We start from the raw sequence: 19,880 nt of genomic DNA on the forward strand, positions 1-19,880 counted from the left end.
CGTTTCCTACCGCAGATAAGTCTACGCAATCTGCGTAAACTTGATTGCTGTGCGAACCGGATCCACTTCGCTCGAAAACCCTCTACCCCGCCGCCGACTGCGCACGGCCCAGCAAGCCGCGTTGTTCGGCCACCGCGTGCGCTTCGTCGAGCGCCGCCGCCACGGCGTCCATCATCTCGTCGATCTGCTCCGGCGTGATGATCAGCGGCGGACAGACGAACACCGCGTCGGGACCGGCGCGGACGATGACGCCGCGCGCCATCGCGCCCTGCTGGATCAATGCGCCGATACCTTCGGCCGGCGGCAGCGGCCGGCGTGTGGCCTTGTCGGCGACCAGTTGCAGCGCGCCGATCAGTCCGACCCCGCGCGCCTCTCCCACCAGCGGATGCGAGCCGAGCGCACGCAGTCGTGACTGCAGATGCGGTGCGAGCGCTTTCACTTGCGATACGATGTCGCGCTCCTTGTAGATGCGCAGCGTCTCAAGGGCGACGGCGGCGGCGACGGGGTGACCGGCATAGGTGAAGCCGTGGGCGAAATTGCCGAGCTTGCCGGCATGGGCGGTGATGGTTTCGGCGATGGTGTCGCTGATAACAGTGGCCGAGATCGGCAAATAGGCCGATGACAGCGCCTTGGCGACGGTCATGATGTCGGGCTCAATGCCGAACGTATCGCAGCCGAACATCTCCCCGGTGCGGCCGAAGCCGCAAATCACCTCGTCGGCGATCATCAGGACGTCGTATTTGCGCAGCACCTGTTGAATGCGCGGAAAGTAATCGGCCGGGGGCACGATGACGCCGCCTGCCCCGTTCACCGGCTCGGCGATGAAGGCGCCGATCGTATCCGGCCCCTCGCGGATGATCATGTCCTCGAGATTGGCGACGAGACGGTCGACGAACTGCGCCTCGCTCTCGCCAGGGCGGCCGTACAGATAGTGGCTCGGGCAATCGGTCCGCAGAATACCGCCGACCGGCAGATCCCATTCGGTGTGGTTGGCGGGCAGCCCGGTCATGCTGCCGGAAAACACCGTGATGCCGTGATAGCCGCGCACGCGGCCGATGATGCGCTTCTTGCGCGGCCGGCCCAGCGCGTTGTTGTAGAACCAGACGATCTTCGCCGCCTGGTCGTTCGCCTCCGAGCCGGAATTGGCGAACAGCACCTTGCCGAGCCCCTTGGGCACGATCTTGAGCAGCTCTTCGGCCGCCTCGATGCTGGGCTCGGTCGAGCGGCTGTTGAAGATGTGGTAGGTCGGCAATTGCTCCATCTGGCGGCGCGCGGCCTCGACGAGGCGCTTTTCGCTGAAGCCGAGCGAGGTGCTCCACAGCCCGGCCATGCCCTCGAGATAGCGCTTGCCGGTTTCGTCGTAGACATAAACGCCCTCGCCGCGCGCGATGACGAGCGGCCCGTCCGTCTTGTGCTTGTCAAGATTGGTATAGGGATGGATCAGCGAGGCGACATCGCGAGCCGCCAGGGAGTTGGGTCTGCCCGTCATTGGATTAATGCTCCGATTCTTGTTGATCGGTGGGAGCAGACCACGAAAAGCGTGTTCCCGCCATTTCGCATTCTAGGGCCTTTTCCGTTCCGATTGAATCGGAACGGGGCTCTAGATTCTTGATTTGACGCGTTTTCTTGACGCGAACCGGTATCCACTTCGCTGGAAAACGCTCTAGAGACGGCGCGACGCCGTGCCGCTCACTCCTGCTCGACGCCGCTGGTCTTGATCAGTTGCGACCACTTTTTTTCATCCTTGTCGATGAAATCGGCGTAATCCTCCGGCGTGCCGGGTGTGATCTCGGTGCCGTCATTGGCCAATTGCCTCTTGACCTCGTCGGAGCCAAGCGCATCGCGCAGCACCTTGTTGAGCTTGTCGATGATGGGGCGCGGCGTGCCGGCAGGCGCCGCGAGGCCGTAATACAGCGACGCATCGAAGCCGGCGAGGCCCGCTTCCGCCATCGTCGGCACGTCGGGCAGCAGGCTGGAGCGGGTCGTGCTGGTCACCGCGAGGGCACGCAGTTTGCCGGCCGAGACGTTGGGGTGCGAGGCCGGGATCGGCGCGAACGCCATCGGGATATGGCCGCCCAACAGGTCGGTCAGCGCCGGACCGGTTCCCTTGTAGGGAATATGCACCAGCGTGATCCCGGCGGTGCGGGCGAAATATTCGCCGGTGATGTGACTGACCGTGCCGGCGCCGGCCGAGCCGAAATTGACCTTGCCGGGATTGGCCTTGGCGTGCGCGATCAGTTCGGCGACGGTCTTGGCCGGAAACGACGGATGCACCACCAGCGAATTCGGCGCATTGCCGATCAGGCCGATCGGCGCGAAATCCTTGCGCGGATCGTAGCCGGCGCTCTTGTAGAGCGACGGCTCCTTGCGCGGATCGTAGCCGGCGCTCTTGTAGAGCGACGGCCCGATCGCCAGCGTGCCGGTATAGCCCAGCACCAGCGTGTAGCCATCGGGATCGCTCTTGGCGACGGCCTTGGTGCCGATCGTGCCGCCGGCGCCGGGACGATTGTCGACCACGACCTTCTCGCCGAGCAGTTCGCTCATCTTGTCAGCGATGCCACGGCCGACGATCGAGGTCGAACCACCAGGCGCGAACGGAATCACCAGCGTGATCGCTCGCGTCGGATAGTTTTGAGCTTGCGCGCTGTTGAGGCTGGCGGCGAAACCGACGGCGATGATGACGGCCAAAGCGTTACCGCGCATTCAGCACTCCCTTGGGATCATTGTTCTTGTTGGCGTATGGTCGCTGAAACAGCCGACATCCGCAACCCGCGTTCCGGACGACCCTACCCATCGTCATTGCGAGCCAACGGGTCGCAATGACGGACTCAAGGAGCCCTATTTCCAGGCGAACACCGGCTGTTCCAGTTCGGCCACGCGGGTATTGCGGCCCGCCAGCACTTCACGGAATTGATAGATCAGCGCCGCCGTCGGCGCGTGGATGTGTTGGCCGGCGAGGCGAAAGCGGATCACGCGGCGCGTGCTTTCGGGAATTTTGGTGAAGCTGAACGCGTCTTGCTGCTCGATCTCATCAAGCGCGATGCGATGCACGGAAGCCACCTCCGCCGGGTTCGGCATCGGCGCGGCCTTTGTGCTTACCCACACCACGACCGGCGTGATCAGATAGCCGGACCTCGTCGGATAGTCGTCGAGCAGGCCCAGCACATCGCCCTCTCCGAGCTCCAGGCCGAGCTCTTCATGAAGCTCGCGCAACGCCGACTGGACTTGCGTCTCGCCGGGATCGCAGCGTCCGCCCGGCAGCGCCCATTGGGCCGAATGCGAGCGCAGGCCCTCGGCACGCCGCGTCAGCAGAAACGCCGTTTCCGCACCATTCTCGCTTTCGGTGAGCGCGATGACCACGGCGGCCCGCTTCAGCGCAGGCTCTGGCTCATCCGCCGTCGCCCGCGAGAAAGCTGCAACGAGCTCTGCGATATTTCGCCGGGTGGCATCATCAAATGAACGGGCCATGACGCTTGACTACAATACTCCCGCGTTTGATGAAATGACTGTCGAGACATGACCGCCTGCAGGAAACGGAATGCATCAGATGACGACCAGGGCCGCCACGGAGAAGCTCAAATCCGATGGCTGGAAAATCGTCGAAACGACCGGATTCCTGCATCTGATCGGACCGCTGTGGCAGCGAACAGTCAACGGCGAGCTTGAATTCGCGCTGATCACCGAGGACAAGCACCACAACCGCCGCGGCCTGGTGCAGGGCGGCGTGCTGATGACGTTCGCCGACCGCACTTGCGGCATCACCGCGCGACACGTCTCTGGCAAGCCGACGCTGGCGACCGTGCAGCTCGACACGCATTTCGTCGAATCCGGCAAGATCGGCGAGGTGTTGATCTCCAAACCGCACGTGGTGCGCGCGACCCGCAGCCTGATTTTCATCACCACCGAAGTCACCGTCGACAAGCGCTGTATCGCGATGGCGTCGGGCGTGTTTAAGATATTGAAGAATGATACGTAGCCCATTCTGTCATTGCGAGGAACGAAGCGACGAAGCAATCCACCTTTCTTGTCTGCGGCTATGGATTGCTTCGCTGCGCTCGCAATGACGACGGCCACCAGAAGGAGCCCCGACCGATGCAATATCGTCAACTCGGCCGCAGCGGCCTGAAGATTTCGCCGATCTGCCTGGGCACCATGATGTTCGGCGGGCCGACCGACGAGGCGACGTCGTCGCGGATCGTGGCGAAGGCACGCGAGGCCGGCATCAATTTCATCGACAGCGCCGACGCCTATAATGGCGGCAAGTCCGAGCAAGTGGTCGGCCGCGCCATTGCCAACGTCAGGCACAGCTGGGTGCTCGCAACAAAACTCGCCAACCAGATCGGCGACGATCCCAATTGCGGCGGGCTGTCGCGGCGCTGGGTGCTGCAGGCGGCGGAGGAGAGTTTGAAGCGGCTCGGCACCGACTATATCGACATCTACTATCTGCATAAGGAAGACCACTCGACGCCGTTGGAAGAGACCGTGCGCGCGATGGGTGACCTGATGCGGCAGGGCAAGATTCGCTATTTCGGCGTTTCGAACTACCGCGCCTGGCGCGTCGCCGAGATCTGCAACATCTGCGATCGCAACGGCATCGACCGCCCGATCGTCAGCCAGCCCTATTACAACGCCATGAACCGGATGCCGGAGGTCGAGCACTTCCCGGCCTGCGGCTATTACGGCCTCGGCATCGTGCCCTATAGCCCCTTGGCGCGCGGCGTGCTGACCGGCAAGTACCGTCCCGATACGGCGCCCGACAAGGACAGCCGCGCCGGCCGCAACGACAAGCGCATGATGCAGACCGAATGGCGGCCGGAATCGCTGCAGCTCGCGCAGCAAATCAAGGAGCACGCCGAAGGGCGCGGCATCACCGCCGGGCAGTTCGCGGTGTCATGGGTGCTGAACTCGTCATTCGTGTCCGCCGTGATCGCCGGTCCCCGCACCGAGGAGCAGTGGGACGATTACCTGAAGGCGCTCGACTATCGCTTCACCGCGGAGGACGAGGCGCTGATCGACCGGTTGGTCGCGAGTGGGCATCCATCCACACCGGGGTTCAACGATCCCGCCTATCCGATCGAGGGACGGCGCGCGCGCACCGCGACTTAAACGAAAGTCGCATACGCCATCGCCGCTTGCGAAATTTAATTCAGCGCCTTCGGAATAAATCCGGAAGCCGCCATCGACGTTGTTCACCATCTGCCGCGTCGAAGCGTCGCATCTTCCCGAACATTCTTGCCAAACACCTGCGCAAGCCTTTGTCTCCCTTCCAATAATAAGGGGCGCATCCTTGGTTGGATCGCCGTCAAAACGGGGAGGAAACCATGACGACATCCAAAAAGGACACCACTTCCAGCCGCCGCCGCTTCCTGAAAGCGGCCGCCGCGGGCGCTGCAGCAACGGTCGCGGCGCCCAGCGTCGTAAGCGCGCAAGGCGCGACCAGCATGCGCTTCCAAAGCACCTGGCCGGCCAAGGATATTTTCCACGAGTACGCGCTCGACTACGCCAAGAAGGTCAACGACATGACCGGCGGCGATCTCAAGATCGAGGTTCTGCCGGCCGGCGCCGTGGTGCCCGCCTTCGGCCTGCTCGAGGCGGTCTCGAAGGGTACGCTCGACGGTGGACACGGCGTGCTCGCCTATCATTACGGCAAGCAGAACGCGCTCGCGCTGTGGGGCTCCGGTCCCGGCTATGCGATGGACGCCAACATGCTGCTGGCCTGGCACAAGTACGGCGGCGGCAAGGAGCTTCTGGCCAAGCTGTACAGCTCGATCGGCGCCAACGTCGTCTCATTCCCGTATGGGCCGATGCCGACCCAGCCGCTCGGCTGGTTCAAGAAGCCGGTCACCAAGGCCGACGACCTGAAGGGTATCAAGTTCCGGACCGTCGGCATTTCGATCGACGTGTTCAGCGGCATGGGCGCTGCGGTCAACGCCTTGCCCGGCGGTGAAATCGTCGCCGCGCTCGACCGCGGCCTGCTCGATGCCGCCGAATTCAACAACGCCACGTCGGACCGCGTCCTCGGCTTCCCCGACGTGTCCAAGATCTGCATGCTGCAGAGCTTCCACCAGAATGCCGAGCAGTTCGAGATCATGTTCAACAAGGACAAGTACGACGCGCTGCCGGCGAAGATCCGCGCGATCCTCGACAACGCCGCCGAAGCGGCCGGACAGGACATGGCCTGGAAGGCGATCGACCGGTACTCGAAAGACTACGCCGAGATGCAGACCAAGGATAACGTCAAGTTCTACAAGACCCCCGACTCGGTGCTGCAGGCGCAGCTCGATGTCTACGATCAGGTCGTCGAGAAAAAGTCGGCGGAAAATCCGCTGTTCAAGGAGATCGTGGCGTCCCAGCTGGCGTTCGCCAAGCGCGCGACGCAGTGGGAGCAGGACACGGTGGTGAACCGCCGGATGGCGTATAACCACTACTTCGGACCCAACGCCAAGAAGCGGACCTGAGGTAATAGAATCGACCAGCAGACCCCGTCCGGGATGGCAATCCCGGGCGGGGTCTTGTATCGTCGGCTGGCCATCGCCTGCGCATTCACGACGTGAACGCGCTCCGACGCGGCGCCGGATCTCAGGTCGGCCATTACGCCCGGCTTCGCCCGGATCATTCCTGTACCAAGTAGCAGCCCTTTATTGAGTAGCCCGTACCAAGCAGTCCAGATTTCATGAACAGCGACCGTTTTCTGCATACCATCGACGGCATCAGCACCTTTGCCGGCAAGGCCGCCGCCTGGCTGGTGATGGGCCTGATGCTTCTCGTCTGCGCCGAGGTTTTCAAGCGCTACATCCTGAACATGCCGACCGCCTGGATCTTCGATGCGTCGAACATGATGTACGGCGCGGCGTTCATGCTCGGCGGCGCTTATACGCTGGCGCAGAACGCCCATGTCCGCGGCGACTTTCTCTACTCCTCGATGCGCCCGCGCACCCAGGCCGGGCTCGATCTGGTGCTTTACATCGTGTTTTTCCTGCCCGGGATCGCGGCGCTGGCCTATGCGGGCTGGGACTACGCCGCGCTGTCATGGCGCATCAACGAGCACTCCAACGTGACCGCGGACGGACCGCCGGTCTATCATTTCAAGGCGATGATCCCGCTGGCGGGCATATTGCTGTTGCTGCAAGGGTCCGCTGAAATCGCGCGCTGCGTCATCTGCCTCAAGACCGGCGTGTGGCCGAGCCGCCTCAAGGATGTCAGCGAAATCGACGTCGTCGAGGAGCAACTGGCGCTGAGCGAGCATGTCGACGACGAAGCGCGCCGAAGCGCGATCGAGCATGCGCAGAACATCGAGGAGAGCGCGCGCCAGCGCGGCTTGGGCGGGGACGTGCAGCGATGAGCGATCCGGCACTCGGGCTTTTGATGCTCGGACTCATCGTCGTCGTCATCATCATGGGTTTCCCCACGGCGTTCACGCTGATGGGGCTCGGCATGTTCTTCGGCTTCTTCGCCTATTACCGCGCCGGCGAATCCTGGGCCGACAACCACATCTTCGACCTGATGGTCCAGCGCACCTATGGCGCGATGACCAACGACGTCCTGATTTCCATCCCGCTGTTCGTCCTGATGGGCTACGTGATGGAACGCGGCGCGCTGGTGGACAAGATGTTCTACGCGATCCAGCTGGCGTTCCGGCGCGTGCCGGCAGCGCTCGCGGTCGCCTCGTTGATCGTCTGCACCTTCTGGGGCATTGCCTCCGGCCTCGTCGGCGCCGTCGTGGTGCTGATGGGCGTCATCGCCTTCAACCCGATGCTCAAGGCCGGCTATGACGTGAAACTCGCCTCCGGCGTCATCACCGCCGGCGGCACGCTCGGTATCCTGATCCCGCCCTCGGTCATGATCATCGTCTATGCGGCGGTCGCCGGGCAGTCGGTGGTGAAGCTGTACGCCGCGGCGATGTTTCCGAGTTTCTTCCTGGCGTTCCTCTACCTCGTCTACATCATCGGCTGGGCGCTGATTAACCCCAAAATCGCGCCGAAGCTGCCGGAGAGCGAAACCCGGGTGCCGGTGCGGCCGTGGGTGACGCAGATCCAGCAGCTCTATTCGCGCAAGATGCTGCCGGCATTGCTGGCCGCGACTGTGGCCCCGTCGCGGGCCCTTGCCATCACGGTGGATGGCGCGCGGCTCGGCTACGGCACGATCCTCAAGAGCCTGTCGTTCGTGCTGGTGCCGCTGGTCATGACGCTCGGTACCCTGTGGGGCATCTGGTGGTACGTCGTGATCCACCAGCAGCCGGACGCGCCCACCGCCATCGAGCGCAGCGAGGCTCCGACCCCGCTCGGACAGGGCGCGCCGAGCAGCGAGCCGGTCGAGGAAAAGCTTCAGGAACTGGGCAGCTCGGTCCAGCAGTCCGGCGCGGCCAAAAAGGGCGAACCGGAAGTGCTGCAGCAGATGGGTAATCTGCAGAGCGAAACCGCCGCTCCGCCGTCGGCGTCCGGTCCGCCGGAAGGCTTCTATCTGTACTTCGGGTTCACGGCCGCCGTCCTGCTGCTGCTGCTGTTCTACTATTACGCGATCATGGAGGCCGAACAGTTCGAGGTGCTGCGGCTGTTGATCACCTCGGTGATGCCGCTTGGCCTGCTGACCGTGGTCGTGCTCGCCGTGATCCTGTTCGGCATCACGACCGCCACGGAATCGGCGGCGGTGGGCGCCGCCGGCGCCTTCCTGCTGGCGTTCCATGCCCGCACGCTGAACTGGAAAAAAACCAAGGAGGCGGTGTTCCTCACCCTCAAGACCACGTCGATGGTGTGCTGGCTGTTCGTCGGCTCGGCGCTGTTCTCGGCGGTGTTCGCTATACTCGGCGGCCAGGCGCTGCTGGAGAGCTGGGTGCTGTCGCTCAACCTGACACCGGTCCAGTTCATGATCCTGTCGCAGGCGATCATCTTCGTGCTGGGCTGGCCGCTGGAATGGACCGAGATCATCGTGATCTTCGTGCCGATCTTCCTGCCGATGCTGAAGCACTTCAGCGTCGATCCGATCCTGTGGGGCGTGCTGGTGTTCGTGAACCTGCAGGCCGCCTTCCTGTCGCCGCCGGTGGCGATGTCGGCGTTCTACCTGAAAGGCGTCGCGCCCAAGCACGTCACGCTGAACCAGATCTTTTCCGGCATGATGCCTTACATGTTCATCGTGATCATCTGCATGGTCATCATGTATATGTGGCCGGGAATGACGCTGTGGCTGCCGAAATATCTGTACGGCGGCTAGGCCGGGGGACGCGGGTTCCAGGGTTAGCGGGAACAACGGCCTCAATGGGCCGTTGTCTCCTGCGGTGACCGCAGCCGCAAACCAGCGGAGGATTCCGATGGAACCGATCCTGGGTTTTGAACCGGTCCTGTTTGTTATCGTCGTGGTGCTGCTGTTTGGTGGCGGGAGCTATTGGGGCCGGCGTCACGGCCATTGGTGAGCACGATGATCGATTTTCCGAACCATAGCCGAAGCTATGACCACACAAGGCGCGCCGTGCGGTTTTGGGGCTACGACAGCGCGATCGAGGCCTCGTTCTATGTCAACGAGGAGGCGCTGGCGCGAATCCAGCCGGACGTGCCGCTCGATGAATCGGGCTTTCTGAACGCGTTCGACGCCAACCGCGACAAGATCTGCGCCGCAGCCGCCCGCGTTTACGTGCGCGGCAGCCGCGGCTCTTACGATCTCGGGGTGGCAAACTTCTAAAGGAAGGTGCGACCTCAATCCGCCGGGCACAGCCCTTCCTCGATCGCGGCCGACTGCAATTGGCCGGCGTCGGTGACGCCTGCCGCGGCGGTCGCCAGGATGCGCGACGCCATCTTCACCTTGATTGCCGGCGTGGCTGGCTTGCCCGACGTGCTGTCGACATGGGCGGAAGCCAGTTCCAGCACCGATCTCATCATTGAAACCAGTTCCGGATTGAAGTTGTTCGGCGAAATCTTGGTCATGCGCACTCCCGTTGGCGCTCATGTAGCGCAGCAACGTGACTCCAATACGACCCTGGTGTGAAGGATCGCCATAGAGGTTAAGGATTGCGCGGCCTCGGGCCTCAATCGTTGGACGAACAGTCATTCGCGGTCCGGATCTGAAACTTCAATTGACGACAATTTCCACCTAATCAATCATAGGTTTGGACTGGAGGGCCCAATGTCTACCAATAAGCTGACGCTTAGATTCCGCTGTCCGGCAGAGCTTGAAGGAGAGCTGCCACGGCCCGTGCCGGCGAACCAGGGTGTTCCCGACTGGCTCAAGATGATGCCGGCAAAAGCTTTCAGCGACATCAACTTGCGCGACGAGGAAACGATAAAGCGGTGCCCGCCTTTCGTCGATGCGATGACCTGCGGCTTTCTGATCCCGCTGGTCTGCGACCTGAGGATCGAGAACGGCCAGATCACCTGGGACAACGAACTCCCCCCGGGATCTCTCGATTTTCCCCGTTCACCGATCGGATTTCACGACAAGGGACAGGTTACCGGTACGCCGCTTTTCGATTCCGATCGCTTCATCATCAAATTCCACAATCTGTGGACCATCGAGGCCCCGGAAGGCTATGCGCTGTTCTTCACACATCCCGTCAATCGTTTTGATCTGCCATTCACCACGCTAAGCGGGCTGGTCGATTGCGACCGTTATACCGATACCTGGATACATTTTCCGGCGCACTGGCATGACACAAATTTCCGGGGCATCCTCCCGAAGGGCACGCCCATAGCCCAGTGCATTCCAGTCAAGCGGGAAAGCTGGGTTTGCGAAACTTCGTCGTTCACGCCGGAAGAGACGCAGCAGGCTCGCGAATTCCGGGACACGATGCGAGGGGAGTCCGGATTGTACAGGCGGCAATTCAGGGCGTAGCCGCTCAGTTCGATTCTCCACCCAGGAATTTCGCCGCCGCGCTGGGGCGGAAGAAGAAGCGGCCGTGAGACGAAGCGGCAAGCACGTAGGCGGCGCGGCCAAGCAGGTGGGGTCTTCCGCGCATGACGGCACGTAAGGCCGTCTCGGCGCCATCACGGTCGCCCATCTCCAGCAGGCACGCGGCGAGGTTGGCGCGGGCCAAAGCGTCCTCTGGACGCAGACCGAGCGCGTGACGGAATTTATCGGCGGCTGCGGCGTAGTCTCGCTCATAGAGCAGGGCCAGCGCGAGTTCTGTCAAAATATCCGGACGTCCCGGAGCCGCGTCGTGAGCGACCATCAGGATGGTGCGAGCCTTTGAGGACTCATGGTTTTGCAGAAACAGGCGCCCCAGATCGACCTTCAAGTCGATGCTCTCGGGCGCCAGCGAAAGGCCTTCCTCGACGATCCTGATGGCCTCGTTGAGTTTGCCGGCCTTGGCAAGCTGACCTGCGAGCTCCTGAAAGGCAGGCAAATACGGTGGACGCCGCGCGGCGGTGCGCCGCAATTGCTCGATCCCATCCGCCGAGCGTTCCGAACTACACAAGGCTGCGCCAAGCAGTGTTTCAACCTCCGCATCGCTGCCGCGGCGAGCGGCTTTTTCGAGCGGCACAATCGCCTCACCCGCACGATTCTGATTGATCAGGGCATGAGCCAGAATGAGCACCGCGCTCCTGTCGGTGCGGTTCGATTTGAGGATTTCGGCTGCAAGTTGCTGTGCCCGGCCGAACTGCCGCATCTGCAGCGCCAGTGAGGCTTGCTGAAGCGCCTGCGCACGGGAATTGTTGTGGCCGCCACTCACGGCATCGCCTGTGCGAGGTGCGAACACCGCATCGCGCTTTTGCCCGGCCTCACGCCGAGCGCGCAGTAATGGAAGTTCAGCATTGCCCGGTTCCAGGTCCGTCGTCTTGCCCGCGGCGACACTGCCATTTCTGATTCAATTGTCAAACAACGATGAGGTTGCAGATTCGCGTTCTCGCGGCGCGATGCGCCCGAGTTTTGCGTCACGCTCCGCCCTCGAATCCAGAGGGCGCAGGGAAGACCGGGTGCGCGCTGCACCCGCGGTCTCGTGTGCGATTGTGCTAAGAATGCTGCACACGAGCATACAGGGCAGCGGAGAACACCCGGCCTTCCCTGCGCAATGGCTTTACGGCTTATAACGCGCTCTCCCCGGTGAGACGGCCTCTATTGCCACCGTCGCCCCTCGGAAGCGTTAGCTCCCGCAGGACTTGACGCCGTTACGGGCGCCAGGACCACACGCTTTCGCCGTACGCTTCAGCCGCGACCGTCAATCGCAACCTCAGCGTCCACCGCAACCCGCCCCTCGTCGTGACGACGGCCGACGCCCTCTGAGTGGGACGGGATGGCGATAGATGCACACTGATTTGGGTCGGATGGCAACAGGAATATTTTTGATTTTCGGAAATTTTGGGCTTGACACGATTTCCGTAAATCGGAAGTGAGTTGCCCCGGCTTCGCCCAAGGCTACGTCGGGCGCGGCCGTCGGGTTGTTTTGTCGCAGTCCCGGCCGTCATTCCCCGCGGCCCATCTTTCGAAACATTAATTTCACCGCCAGCGTCCCGTAATGGCGGGGCTGGTAATCCTGCGGCCGACCAACAAAGCGCGAGGTTTCGTTGTGGGACGTGCGTTGGAATACAATTTTACAACGCTGCGAATTTCCCGGGCCTATGTCAGCCTGGTGTCCCGCCCCGAGGGTGAGGCGATTTCCCTGGCGTGGATCGGAGACTATGAAATTCGCATGCACGCAGCCTCAGCAGCTTGCGCCGCAAGGCAGCCCCTTTTCATCGTCGAGATCTTCGACCATGACGCGCAAATCTTTATTGACAGTCGCGCGTGCCACACCCTTGCGGAAGGCGCCGTCGCGTTCGACGAATTCCTGCATCTGGCGGAGCCGGTAGCAGGCGGACCGCACGACAAGTAGACCGTCGGATGGGTAGAGCCAACGGCCTTCGGCCGGCCCGATGATAAACGCCGCGAAGCCCGTCGATGCTTGCACGGGGAGAGATGATGGGTTTCGCTTCGCTCTACCCATCCTACGAGTTCTCCGCGCGATCCTTCAGGATGACAGCCAGCGGATTCGGTGTCGCCGCCGCGACAAGCTTCAAGGTATTGGTGTCGTGATGATTGAACGGGCGGTCTCGCCCCTTCACCAGAAGCTCGGTTTCAAGCAGATAGGTCCAGCTTCCATCGTCGTTGAAGGTGATGTCGCACCGGTAGCTTTCCGTGCGGAACGCTTCGTCCAGAAATTCCGTCGAGCAGATTCCGTAACGCGTATCGCCGCGCTTCGCCGTGACCGAGATTCGCCTGTCGTCCGGCTTGGCGTGGCCCGCTGCGAGCAACACCTGGCCTCGCGGAATGGTCACGCTTTGCAGGATCAGGCCGGTTGCGGGCTCCCAGAGCCAATAGCCGACCTGATCGTGGAAGGTGATGTCTTCCTCCGGCGTGTTGATGTGGATGTGATAGCGCAACCCATAAAACAGCTGCGGTCCGTTGGCCTGCGGATCGATCGGGTCCATCCGGATATGCTCGCGAAAAACCCGACGCTCCGAACCGTCGGCTTTGGGGTTGACGTCCACGCCCTTGTCCGCCTGCCAGATACCCGCCAGATGACGGAGCGGTCCGAGATTGGCGAGGCTATCAGGCGATACGTTGTCAGGCTCGGTAAAGATGTCGGCGGGAATGGGCAGCATAAGAAAACCTCGTGTGATCGCGGTTTCGGCAATATCAGGCTTCGCGGGCGATTGCGTCGCCATTTCGGTGTCCGCCAGCTATAAGCTTAAATTGCGTTTCCCAGAGCGACAAGTCGCGCAGGAAAGCAGCGGGTATGCGCCGGCAACGTTTGCCGGTGATCAGGCGTGGAAATATTCATGATCAAAAACGGGCTTTATTCGCTGCATGCCAAATCCCGCGCCGGCGTGGCCGATGACGTTGGCGGCATCCTGATCTTCCGCGACGGCCAGATCCATGGCGGCGATGCGTATGTCTATTACACCGGCAGCTATGAGTGCTCGGGTGGAAGCTGGAAAGGCAAGATGACCAGCGCGGAGCATACCCCGACCGGGCGACCGATGGCGGCCCGGGTCCAATACATTGGATTTTTCGGCACGTACAACGACGCCGGCGCCAAGGTGGATGCGATGGCGCTCGTTGGAGAGCAAGGGATTCGGTATGATGCGGTGTTGCGGTTGTTGGTGGAGGGGTGAATTCGATTGGCGCCGCTACACGTGCCACGCACCCGGATGCGAACGCATTGGGCGAGATGAAAAGCCCGTAACGGTCGACACCGCGCTACGGCTCGGCAATTCCTTAAGTCCGGCGCTGCGTTCTGGATGAGTATTCAGCTTCGGCCGACGACGTGCTCGCGCCGTAGATCAATAAGATCTGCGTCTTACAAGGCGGCGTGAGAGTGACGCTCCAGGAATCAGGCGGTCGGCGCACCTAACAAGCAGGACGATCTGGCGCGCTGTCACCGTAACTGCCCGATCTAATGCCATTTCGATTGCAGTATGGACGGGCACTCGAAAAGGTTGTGTACATTCTGCGTGACGGGCATCATGAGGCAGGCTTCTGATTCCGACGACTTGGCTGATTTTTGAGAAGCAAACGAAAGCAATACGCTCATGGAAACGCAAGTACGCACCCCTCAGATGGTCTTCATGCAACCCCAAAGATTTGTCGTTCCTTTGTTTCAACGACCTTATGTTTGGAACGAAGAAAATCAATGGGAGCCGCTCTGGAACGACGTTGTGCGTGTTGCGGAGAGAGTGCTGAAGCAGCCGACCGAAAAGCATCATCCCCATTTCCTGGGCGCTGTTGTCCTACAGCAAATGCAGAAGCAAACAGGTCAGATGCAGGAGCGGACCGTAATTGATGGTCAGCAGCGGTTGACCACGTTGCAATTACTTCTTGACGCGCTCCATGCGGAATTGATGGCAGTTCAGGCATTGCAGCCGGCAATGAGGCTAGAGCCACTAGTAAAAAATGCCGAGCCGTTTTGCTTGAAGCACGAAGACCGCTTTAAGGTCTGGCCGACAAATCGCGACCGGCCAGCATTCAATGCTGTTATGGGAGCGACGCCTCCCATCGACTACACCGCAGTCGGTCATCGCGGCGAAAAGATGGTGGAGGCGCACCGGTTCTTTGGCGAGCAGGCGCGCGATTGGCTCAAGGCAGCTGGCTCTGAGGTAACACAAATACGCGCGGCGGCCATTGAGACTGTGGTCCGAGAACTCCTACAGATGGTGGTGATTGACCTTACGGTCGATGAAAACGCGCAGGAGATTTTTGAAACGTTAAACGCCCGGGGCGCGCAGCTTACCGCCGCCGATCTGATCAAGAACTTCATTTTCCAACGGCTGCTTGAAGCCGGCACCAACGTCGAGGAAGCCTATCAAAAAAATTGGAAAGATTTTGAGACGGCATTTTGGGAGACAGAAATAAGCGTTGGACGGCTGCGCTACTCCCGCTCTGCTATATTCCTCAATCATTGGTTGATTGCGCGCACCGGTGAGGAGGTTTTGGCTCGAGAAGTATTCGACCGATTTAAGCTGTTCGCAGACCATGAGGCTGGACTTCCCATGCACAAGTTGCTTGAGCAGGTTCACGCCGCCGCTGTTGTTTACCGCGGCTTTATTACTGCCGCGGCTAGCAACACTGGGCCAATCGATGGTCTGGGCTTATTCGGGTATCGGACCGGCGTTCTCGAAAGCGAAGTGATCAAGCCATTGGTGCTCGATTTACTCGACCCGGAGCAGACGGCAATTCCGCCCGCACAATTCGCAAAGGCCCTATCCGTAGTGGAAAGTTGGATGGTTCGCCGAATGCTGGTTCGTGCAACCACCAAAAACTACAATCAGGTCGTAGCCGAGGTAATAGCGCTCTTACGAAAGTCAAATCGTGCCAACTCGGGTGATGTGATCGAGGCTTTCCTGGCTGGACAGACGACGGGAAGCAGGTACTGGCCCGACGATGCTGAGCTTGAGCAGGAGCTTGTATCACTACAGGCATATAGGCGCCTTGGCCGAGGACGCCTCCGAATGGTCCTTGAAGGCATCGAAGATCATCTGAGAGGATGGAGCAACGGACAACGCGGCTTAGGCGAGGAGCGCGTCAGTAGGGGCAAACTCGCGATCGAACACGTGATGCCGAGGAAATGGCACACACATTGGGCAATTCAAGAAGGCAGTAACGAGGCGGATCGGGAAAGCATCATCCACACCCTTGGCAATCTCACGCTGCTAACTGGCAAAATTAATTCCAAAGTCTCGAATGGGCCATGGCCTGGCAGCGCCGGCAAACGCGCGTCGCTTGAAAAGCATGACGTCCTCATTTTGAACCGGGACCTTTTGAGAAAAGGGGGTGACCAGTGGACCGACCATGCCATTCGCGCCCGAACGAAGGAACTTGTGCGGATCATAGGCCAGATTTGGCCAGTTCCATCGGATCATCGTTCGGGGTTTGCGGGGTACAGGCCAACCTTTCGTAGAACGGTTGATCTGGCAGACCTTATCACAGGCGGTGCGCTTCAACCTGGAATGTCACTCTATCCTCGTCGAAAGAAGCACAGCGACAAAGTCGCAACGCTCCTGCCCGACGGGAAAATAGAGGTTGATGGCGCAGCCTTTTCCAGCGCCACTGAAGCAGCTACCGCAATTGCTGGAAAGCGGACGAACGGGTGGTGGTTCTTTGTAACTGATCAAGCCACCAAACGCTCGCTTCGTAACATTCGACGCGACTATATCGACACCATGTCTGTAGACGCAGATGACGACGACCAAGACGATGATGGAGATGATGACGAGACGTCCTAGCCAGCACCGCACCGTGTAGCTATGGGACAGTGCACCTAATTGGGCGAGAATGTTTGGTGCACTGTCACCGTAGTTTATTAAGCGCTTTCTCGGCACCAAGTAGCCCGCATGAGCAAAGTGATACGCGGGGATGGGCCAACCAAAACCCGGATGTCGCTTCGCTCATCCGGGCTACGCTCGCCAAGCGCCAACTTTGTTGAACCGGGCGGGCGCAAGGTCCCCACCGACCTGTCACGCCACCGCCTGCCGCTCGCTCTCGGGAAGGACCTGCAGCAACAGTTCGCCGAACGGCACGGGCTTGCTGAAGAGATATCCCTGGCCCAGGGCAATTCCGAGCGCGCGGATCTTTTCGACCTGGTCGTAGGTCTCGACGCCTTCGGCGACGATCGAAAGGTTCAACGTCTTCGCAAGCTGAACGATCGATCCGAGGACGGCAACGGTCTCGGCGCGACCGATCCTGTCGATGAAGGACTTGTCGATCTTGACCTTGTTGAACGGAAAAGCGGTCAGATAGGACAGTGACGAATAGCCGACGCCGAAATCGTCGAGCGCGATGGAAACGCCAAGCCGTTTCAGGCGTTCGAGCGTCTTGAGATTTTCCTGGCTGTCGGCCAGAAAGACGCTCTCGGTGATCTCGAGCTCCAGCCGTGTCTCGGCAAGTCCGCTGTCCGCCAGCGCGGCCATTATGGAATCGACGAGAGTGCCGCCCGCAAATTGCAGAGCCGAGAGGTTGACGGCAACCTTGATATCATGCGGCAGCATCACGGCATGGCGACACGCCTTGGCGAGCACCAGATCGCCGAGCTCGCCGATCAGTCCCCCCCGTTCCGCAACCGGAATGAATTCAGCGGGAGGGATCAGGCCTCTGGTCTTGTGGCGCCAGCGCGCCAGGGCCTCGACCGATTTCGCGCGGCCCGTCGAGAGCTCGAATATCGGCTGATAGAACACCTCAATCTCTTCGCGCCAGATCGCCTCGCGAAGCTCGATTTCGAGGATGTCGCGCTGGTCGGCTTCGGCCTTGAGCTCCGGCGAGTAGAGATGGAAACAATTTCGACCGGCATTCTTCGACTTGTAGAGCGCAAGATCGGCATTGCGAAGAATTTCATCGGTGCGCGTGCCATGCTCGGGCACCACGGCGCCACCGATGCTGCATCCGATCACGACCGGGTGGCCGTCTATTTCATAGGGTTCGGCAATGGCCTGGACCAGGCGCGCGGCGAGCGTTGCGGCGTCGTCCTGCAGCGCGGACGGCCCCGGCGCCACGATCAGCGCAAACTCGTCGCCGCCGATCCGGGCCGCCGTATCGACGGTTCGGGCCTGCGCCTTGATTCGACCGGCGACCTGCCTGAGAAGCGCATCGCCGCAGTGGTGGCCGAGCGCGTCGTTGACGGACTTGAACTTGTCGAGATCCAGCAGGAGCACGGCGAACGGCGTATGGTGCAGAAGATACTTGTCCAGCGCTTCGTCAAGGGAACCCCTGAACAGGTTACGATTCGCAAGGCCGGTCAGGCTGTCATAGTGCGCCAGCCTCTCGATGCGGTCCTCGGAAGCCTTGCGTTCGGTGATGTCCTCATGCGTCGCAACCCAGCCACCGCTCTCGCGCCGTCCATAGGAAATATGGATGACGCGCCCGTCCGGAAACTGCACCGTGTTCGAAGTGTGCTCCGATTTGGCGAGCCGGTCCTTGAGGTCAACCAGATAGGCGTCGAGATCACGCACGGCCTCCTGGTGTGCAAACACCTCGCGGAAATTCATGCCGACCCTGATGTTGTCAGGCGAAAGCTCATAGGCATCGAGCCATTGTCGGTTGAACGCGATCAGGCGATCCTCGCCATCAAACATGCTCAACCCCTGCGGAAGATTTCGCAGCGCATCCTCGAATTTGCTCAGGGAGTCGCGCAGTTCGCGCTGCGCCCCGTCGAGCGCCTTCTGTCTTCGCCAGTGCAGCGCGGTCGCCATCAGAATGATGAAAGTGAGCAGAAGCGCTCCACCGAGATAGATTTGCTGCCTGGCTTGAGAGCGCGAATAGATCTCCTGCTCTGAAATGCCGGCGGTAAAGATCAGCGGAAAAACGCGCGATCTGCGCGCCGTGACCAACCTGTTGCTCCGGTTCGCGCGGCCTTCGCTCCCGCTCCAGTTCCAATACTGGCTATAGGCGCTGTCCCGTAACGCGCCTTCGACGTGGCCGGGATTGCGCTGTCCGAGCACCGTGCCCTGGTCTATTCCCCGCGCGGCGAGCACGATGTAGTCGGCATTCCTGAGGACAAGGGTTCCTCCGATACCGAGCTTTGCCGTATCGTAGAACCTGCCGACCAGATCCACGCTGATCGAGCCTACGACGACGCCCGCCGGACCTTTGCCGTGGTCGAACAGCTTTCTGGCGATCTGGATGGTCCATTTGTTCGACGCCCGCCCGAACACCGGCTTTGCGACGTAGAGCCGATCTTCGGTCAGCTCCATCACCTTGGCGAAGTGCTCCCGGTCCCCGAGATAGAGCGGCGGGCCGGAGTAGCCGGTCGTCGTATCGGACAAATAGCCGTTTGCTCCGATCAGCGAGAACTGCACCACGTCGCCGCTCGCCATCTGCGCTTTACCGGCCCAGAATTTCAGGCTGAAGGCGGCCGGATCCTGGGCGTAAAGCGCACGCACGACCAGCAGTGACTGATCTACCCGCTCGAATATCCGCTCGGTATTTTCCTCAAACAGTTGAGCGACACTGTTTCCGTGCGCCCGCGCCTGTTGCAGCGCCTCCGCCCGTTCCGAAGAGGTGATCGCGAAGTAGCCGATCCACACCAGCGGCAAAAAGAACAGCGCGATTTGCAGCGGGGCATTTCGCAGGATTCCCTTTGCAGCTTTGCGAACCAATCTGCGGGCGTGAATCACAGCACGCAATCCCGCGCGAGCCGGAAACCCACGGTTGCGCTCTCAGAGCATAGCAACGCCTTCAAATATGACATCGACTATCTTCGCCTGAACCGCCCGGGGATCCGCATCGCCGCGGCCGGACACCGCCGAGATCTTGCAATCCCTGAACGTAGCGTCGGCAGCCTTAAGTTTTCGTGTTCGCGCAGGTTCAATGTTTATGTCAAAACCCCCCGTAACATCACGGAGATAGCTGCGATCCTGCGCTTCGCCTGACGGCTACGCCGCGGCGAGCCGTTGCTCGGCGACTTCTTCGGGATGCGGCGTTACTGA

At 61.0% G+C, this 19,880-nt stretch carries 17 protein-coding genes; 10 read left to right on the plus strand and 7 right to left on the minus strand.

Going from position 1 to position 19,880, the window contains the following annotated elements; translation table 11 throughout:
• Positions 1-82: 82 nt before the first annotated feature.
• The 3 genes from JQ600_RS27435 to JQ600_RS27445 form a co-directional block, all read right to left on the minus strand.
• The gene (locus tag JQ600_RS27435) at positions 83-1,489 is read right to left on the minus strand and encodes an aspartate aminotransferase family protein (RefSeq protein ID WP_212388099.1); all 1,407 of its coding nucleotides are present in this window, start codon (positions 1,487-1,489) and stop codon (positions 83-85) included.
• A gap of 200 nt (positions 1,490-1,689) precedes the next feature.
• The gene (locus tag JQ600_RS27440; RefSeq protein ID WP_212490169.1) at positions 1,690-2,703 is read right to left on the minus strand and encodes a tripartite tricarboxylate transporter substrate binding protein; all 1,014 of its coding nucleotides are present in this window, start codon (positions 2,701-2,703) and stop codon (positions 1,690-1,692) included.
• A gap of 135 nt (positions 2,704-2,838) precedes the next feature.
• Positions 2,839-3,468: a CoA pyrophosphatase gene (locus tag JQ600_RS27445; RefSeq protein WP_212386373.1), complete on the minus strand. Its 630-nt coding sequence runs from the start codon at positions 3,466-3,468 to the stop codon at positions 2,839-2,841.
• Between the two features lie 79 nt (positions 3,469-3,547).
• Between JQ600_RS27445 and JQ600_RS27450 the strand changes: the two genes are divergently transcribed.
• The 6 genes from JQ600_RS27450 (at position 3,548) to JQ600_RS27475 (ending at position 9,672) form a co-directional block, all read left to right on the plus strand.
• On the plus strand, positions 3,548-3,976 hold the full coding sequence (locus JQ600_RS27450) for a PaaI family thioesterase (protein ID WP_212386440.1): 429 nt from the start codon (positions 3,548-3,550) through the stop codon (positions 3,974-3,976).
• Positions 3,977-4,092: 116 nt separating this feature from the next.
• Positions 4,093-5,106: an aldo/keto reductase gene (locus JQ600_RS27455; protein ID WP_212386372.1), complete on the plus strand. Its 1,014-nt coding sequence runs from the start codon at positions 4,093-4,095 to the stop codon at positions 5,104-5,106.
• 215 nt (positions 5,107-5,321) lie between these two features.
• Complete coding sequence (locus JQ600_RS27460) at positions 5,322-6,458, plus strand: TRAP transporter substrate-binding protein (protein WP_212386371.1); 1,137 nt, start codon at positions 5,322-5,324, stop codon at positions 6,456-6,458.
• Positions 6,459-6,673: 215 nt separating this feature from the next.
• Positions 6,674-7,342, plus strand: coding sequence for a TRAP transporter small permease subunit (locus JQ600_RS27465; RefSeq protein WP_212386370.1), 669 nt, complete (start codon positions 6,674-6,676; stop codon positions 7,340-7,342).
• Positions 7,339-9,207: a TRAP transporter large permease subunit gene (locus JQ600_RS27470; RefSeq protein ID WP_212265215.1), complete on the plus strand. Its 1,869-nt coding sequence runs from the start codon at positions 7,339-7,341 to the stop codon at positions 9,205-9,207. Before JQ600_RS27465 ends, JQ600_RS27470 begins: the two co-directional genes overlap by 4 nt.
• 204 nt (positions 9,208-9,411) lie before the next feature.
• Positions 9,412-9,672, plus strand: coding sequence for a DUF1488 domain-containing protein (locus JQ600_RS27475; RefSeq protein WP_212265216.1), 261 nt, complete (start codon positions 9,412-9,414; stop codon positions 9,670-9,672).
• 14 nt (positions 9,673-9,686) lie between these two features.
• Here the strand turns inward: JQ600_RS27475 and JQ600_RS27480 are convergent, their stop codons facing one another.
• Complete coding sequence (locus JQ600_RS27480) at positions 9,687-9,914, minus strand: hypothetical protein (RefSeq protein WP_212265217.1); 228 nt, start codon at positions 9,912-9,914, stop codon at positions 9,687-9,689.
• 199 nt (positions 9,915-10,113) lie between these two features.
• On the opposite strand from JQ600_RS27480, the gene JQ600_RS27485 reads away from it, so the two are divergent.
• On the plus strand, positions 10,114-10,818 hold the full coding sequence (locus JQ600_RS27485) for a hypothetical protein (RefSeq protein WP_212386369.1): 705 nt from the start codon (positions 10,114-10,116) through the stop codon (positions 10,816-10,818).
• A 4-nt stretch (positions 10,819-10,822) separates the two neighbouring features.
• Here JQ600_RS27485 and JQ600_RS27490 read toward each other — a convergent pair whose 3' ends face one another.
• The gene (locus JQ600_RS27490) at positions 10,823-11,656 is read right to left on the minus strand and encodes a tetratricopeptide repeat protein (protein WP_212386368.1); all 834 of its coding nucleotides are present in this window, start codon (positions 11,654-11,656) and stop codon (positions 10,823-10,825) included.
• A gap of 783 nt (positions 11,657-12,439) precedes the next feature.
• Between JQ600_RS27490 and JQ600_RS27495 the strand changes: the two genes are divergently transcribed.
• Positions 12,440-12,796: a hypothetical protein gene (locus JQ600_RS27495; protein WP_212386428.1), complete on the plus strand. Its 357-nt coding sequence runs from the start codon at positions 12,440-12,442 to the stop codon at positions 12,794-12,796.
• 112 nt (positions 12,797-12,908) lie between these two features.
• Here the strand turns inward: JQ600_RS27495 and JQ600_RS27500 are convergent, their stop codons facing one another.
• Entirely contained in the window at positions 12,909-13,565 is a 657-nt protein-coding gene (locus JQ600_RS27500) for an FABP family protein (protein WP_212386446.1), read from the minus strand.
• Between the two features lie 177 nt (positions 13,566-13,742).
• Here JQ600_RS27500 and JQ600_RS27505 point away from each other — a divergent pair, with 177 nt between their 5' ends.
• Together JQ600_RS27505 and JQ600_RS27510 are read left to right on the plus strand one after the other, a co-directional pair.
• Positions 13,743-14,078: a GrlR family regulatory protein gene (locus JQ600_RS27505; protein WP_212490170.1), complete on the plus strand. Its 336-nt coding sequence runs from the start codon at positions 13,743-13,745 to the stop codon at positions 14,076-14,078.
• Between the two features lie 417 nt (positions 14,079-14,495).
• A complete protein-coding gene (locus tag JQ600_RS27510; protein WP_212386426.1) occupies positions 14,496-16,685 on the plus strand; it encodes a DUF262 domain-containing protein in 2,190 nt (729 codons plus the stop codon).
• A gap of 231 nt (positions 16,686-16,916) precedes the next feature.
• On the opposite strand, the gene JQ600_RS37015 is transcribed toward JQ600_RS27510, so the two are convergent.
• The gene (locus tag JQ600_RS37015; RefSeq protein WP_212386425.1) at positions 16,917-19,568 is read right to left on the minus strand and encodes an EAL domain-containing protein; all 2,652 of its coding nucleotides are present in this window, start codon (positions 19,566-19,568) and stop codon (positions 16,917-16,919) included.
• Positions 19,569-19,880: the final 312 nt, after the last annotated feature.

Origin of the sequence: Bradyrhizobium sp. AUGA SZCCT0176 (assembly GCF_018130145.1) — a bacterium.
In the GTDB taxonomy this organism is placed as follows: Bacteria; Pseudomonadota; Alphaproteobacteria; order Rhizobiales; family Xanthobacteraceae; genus Bradyrhizobium.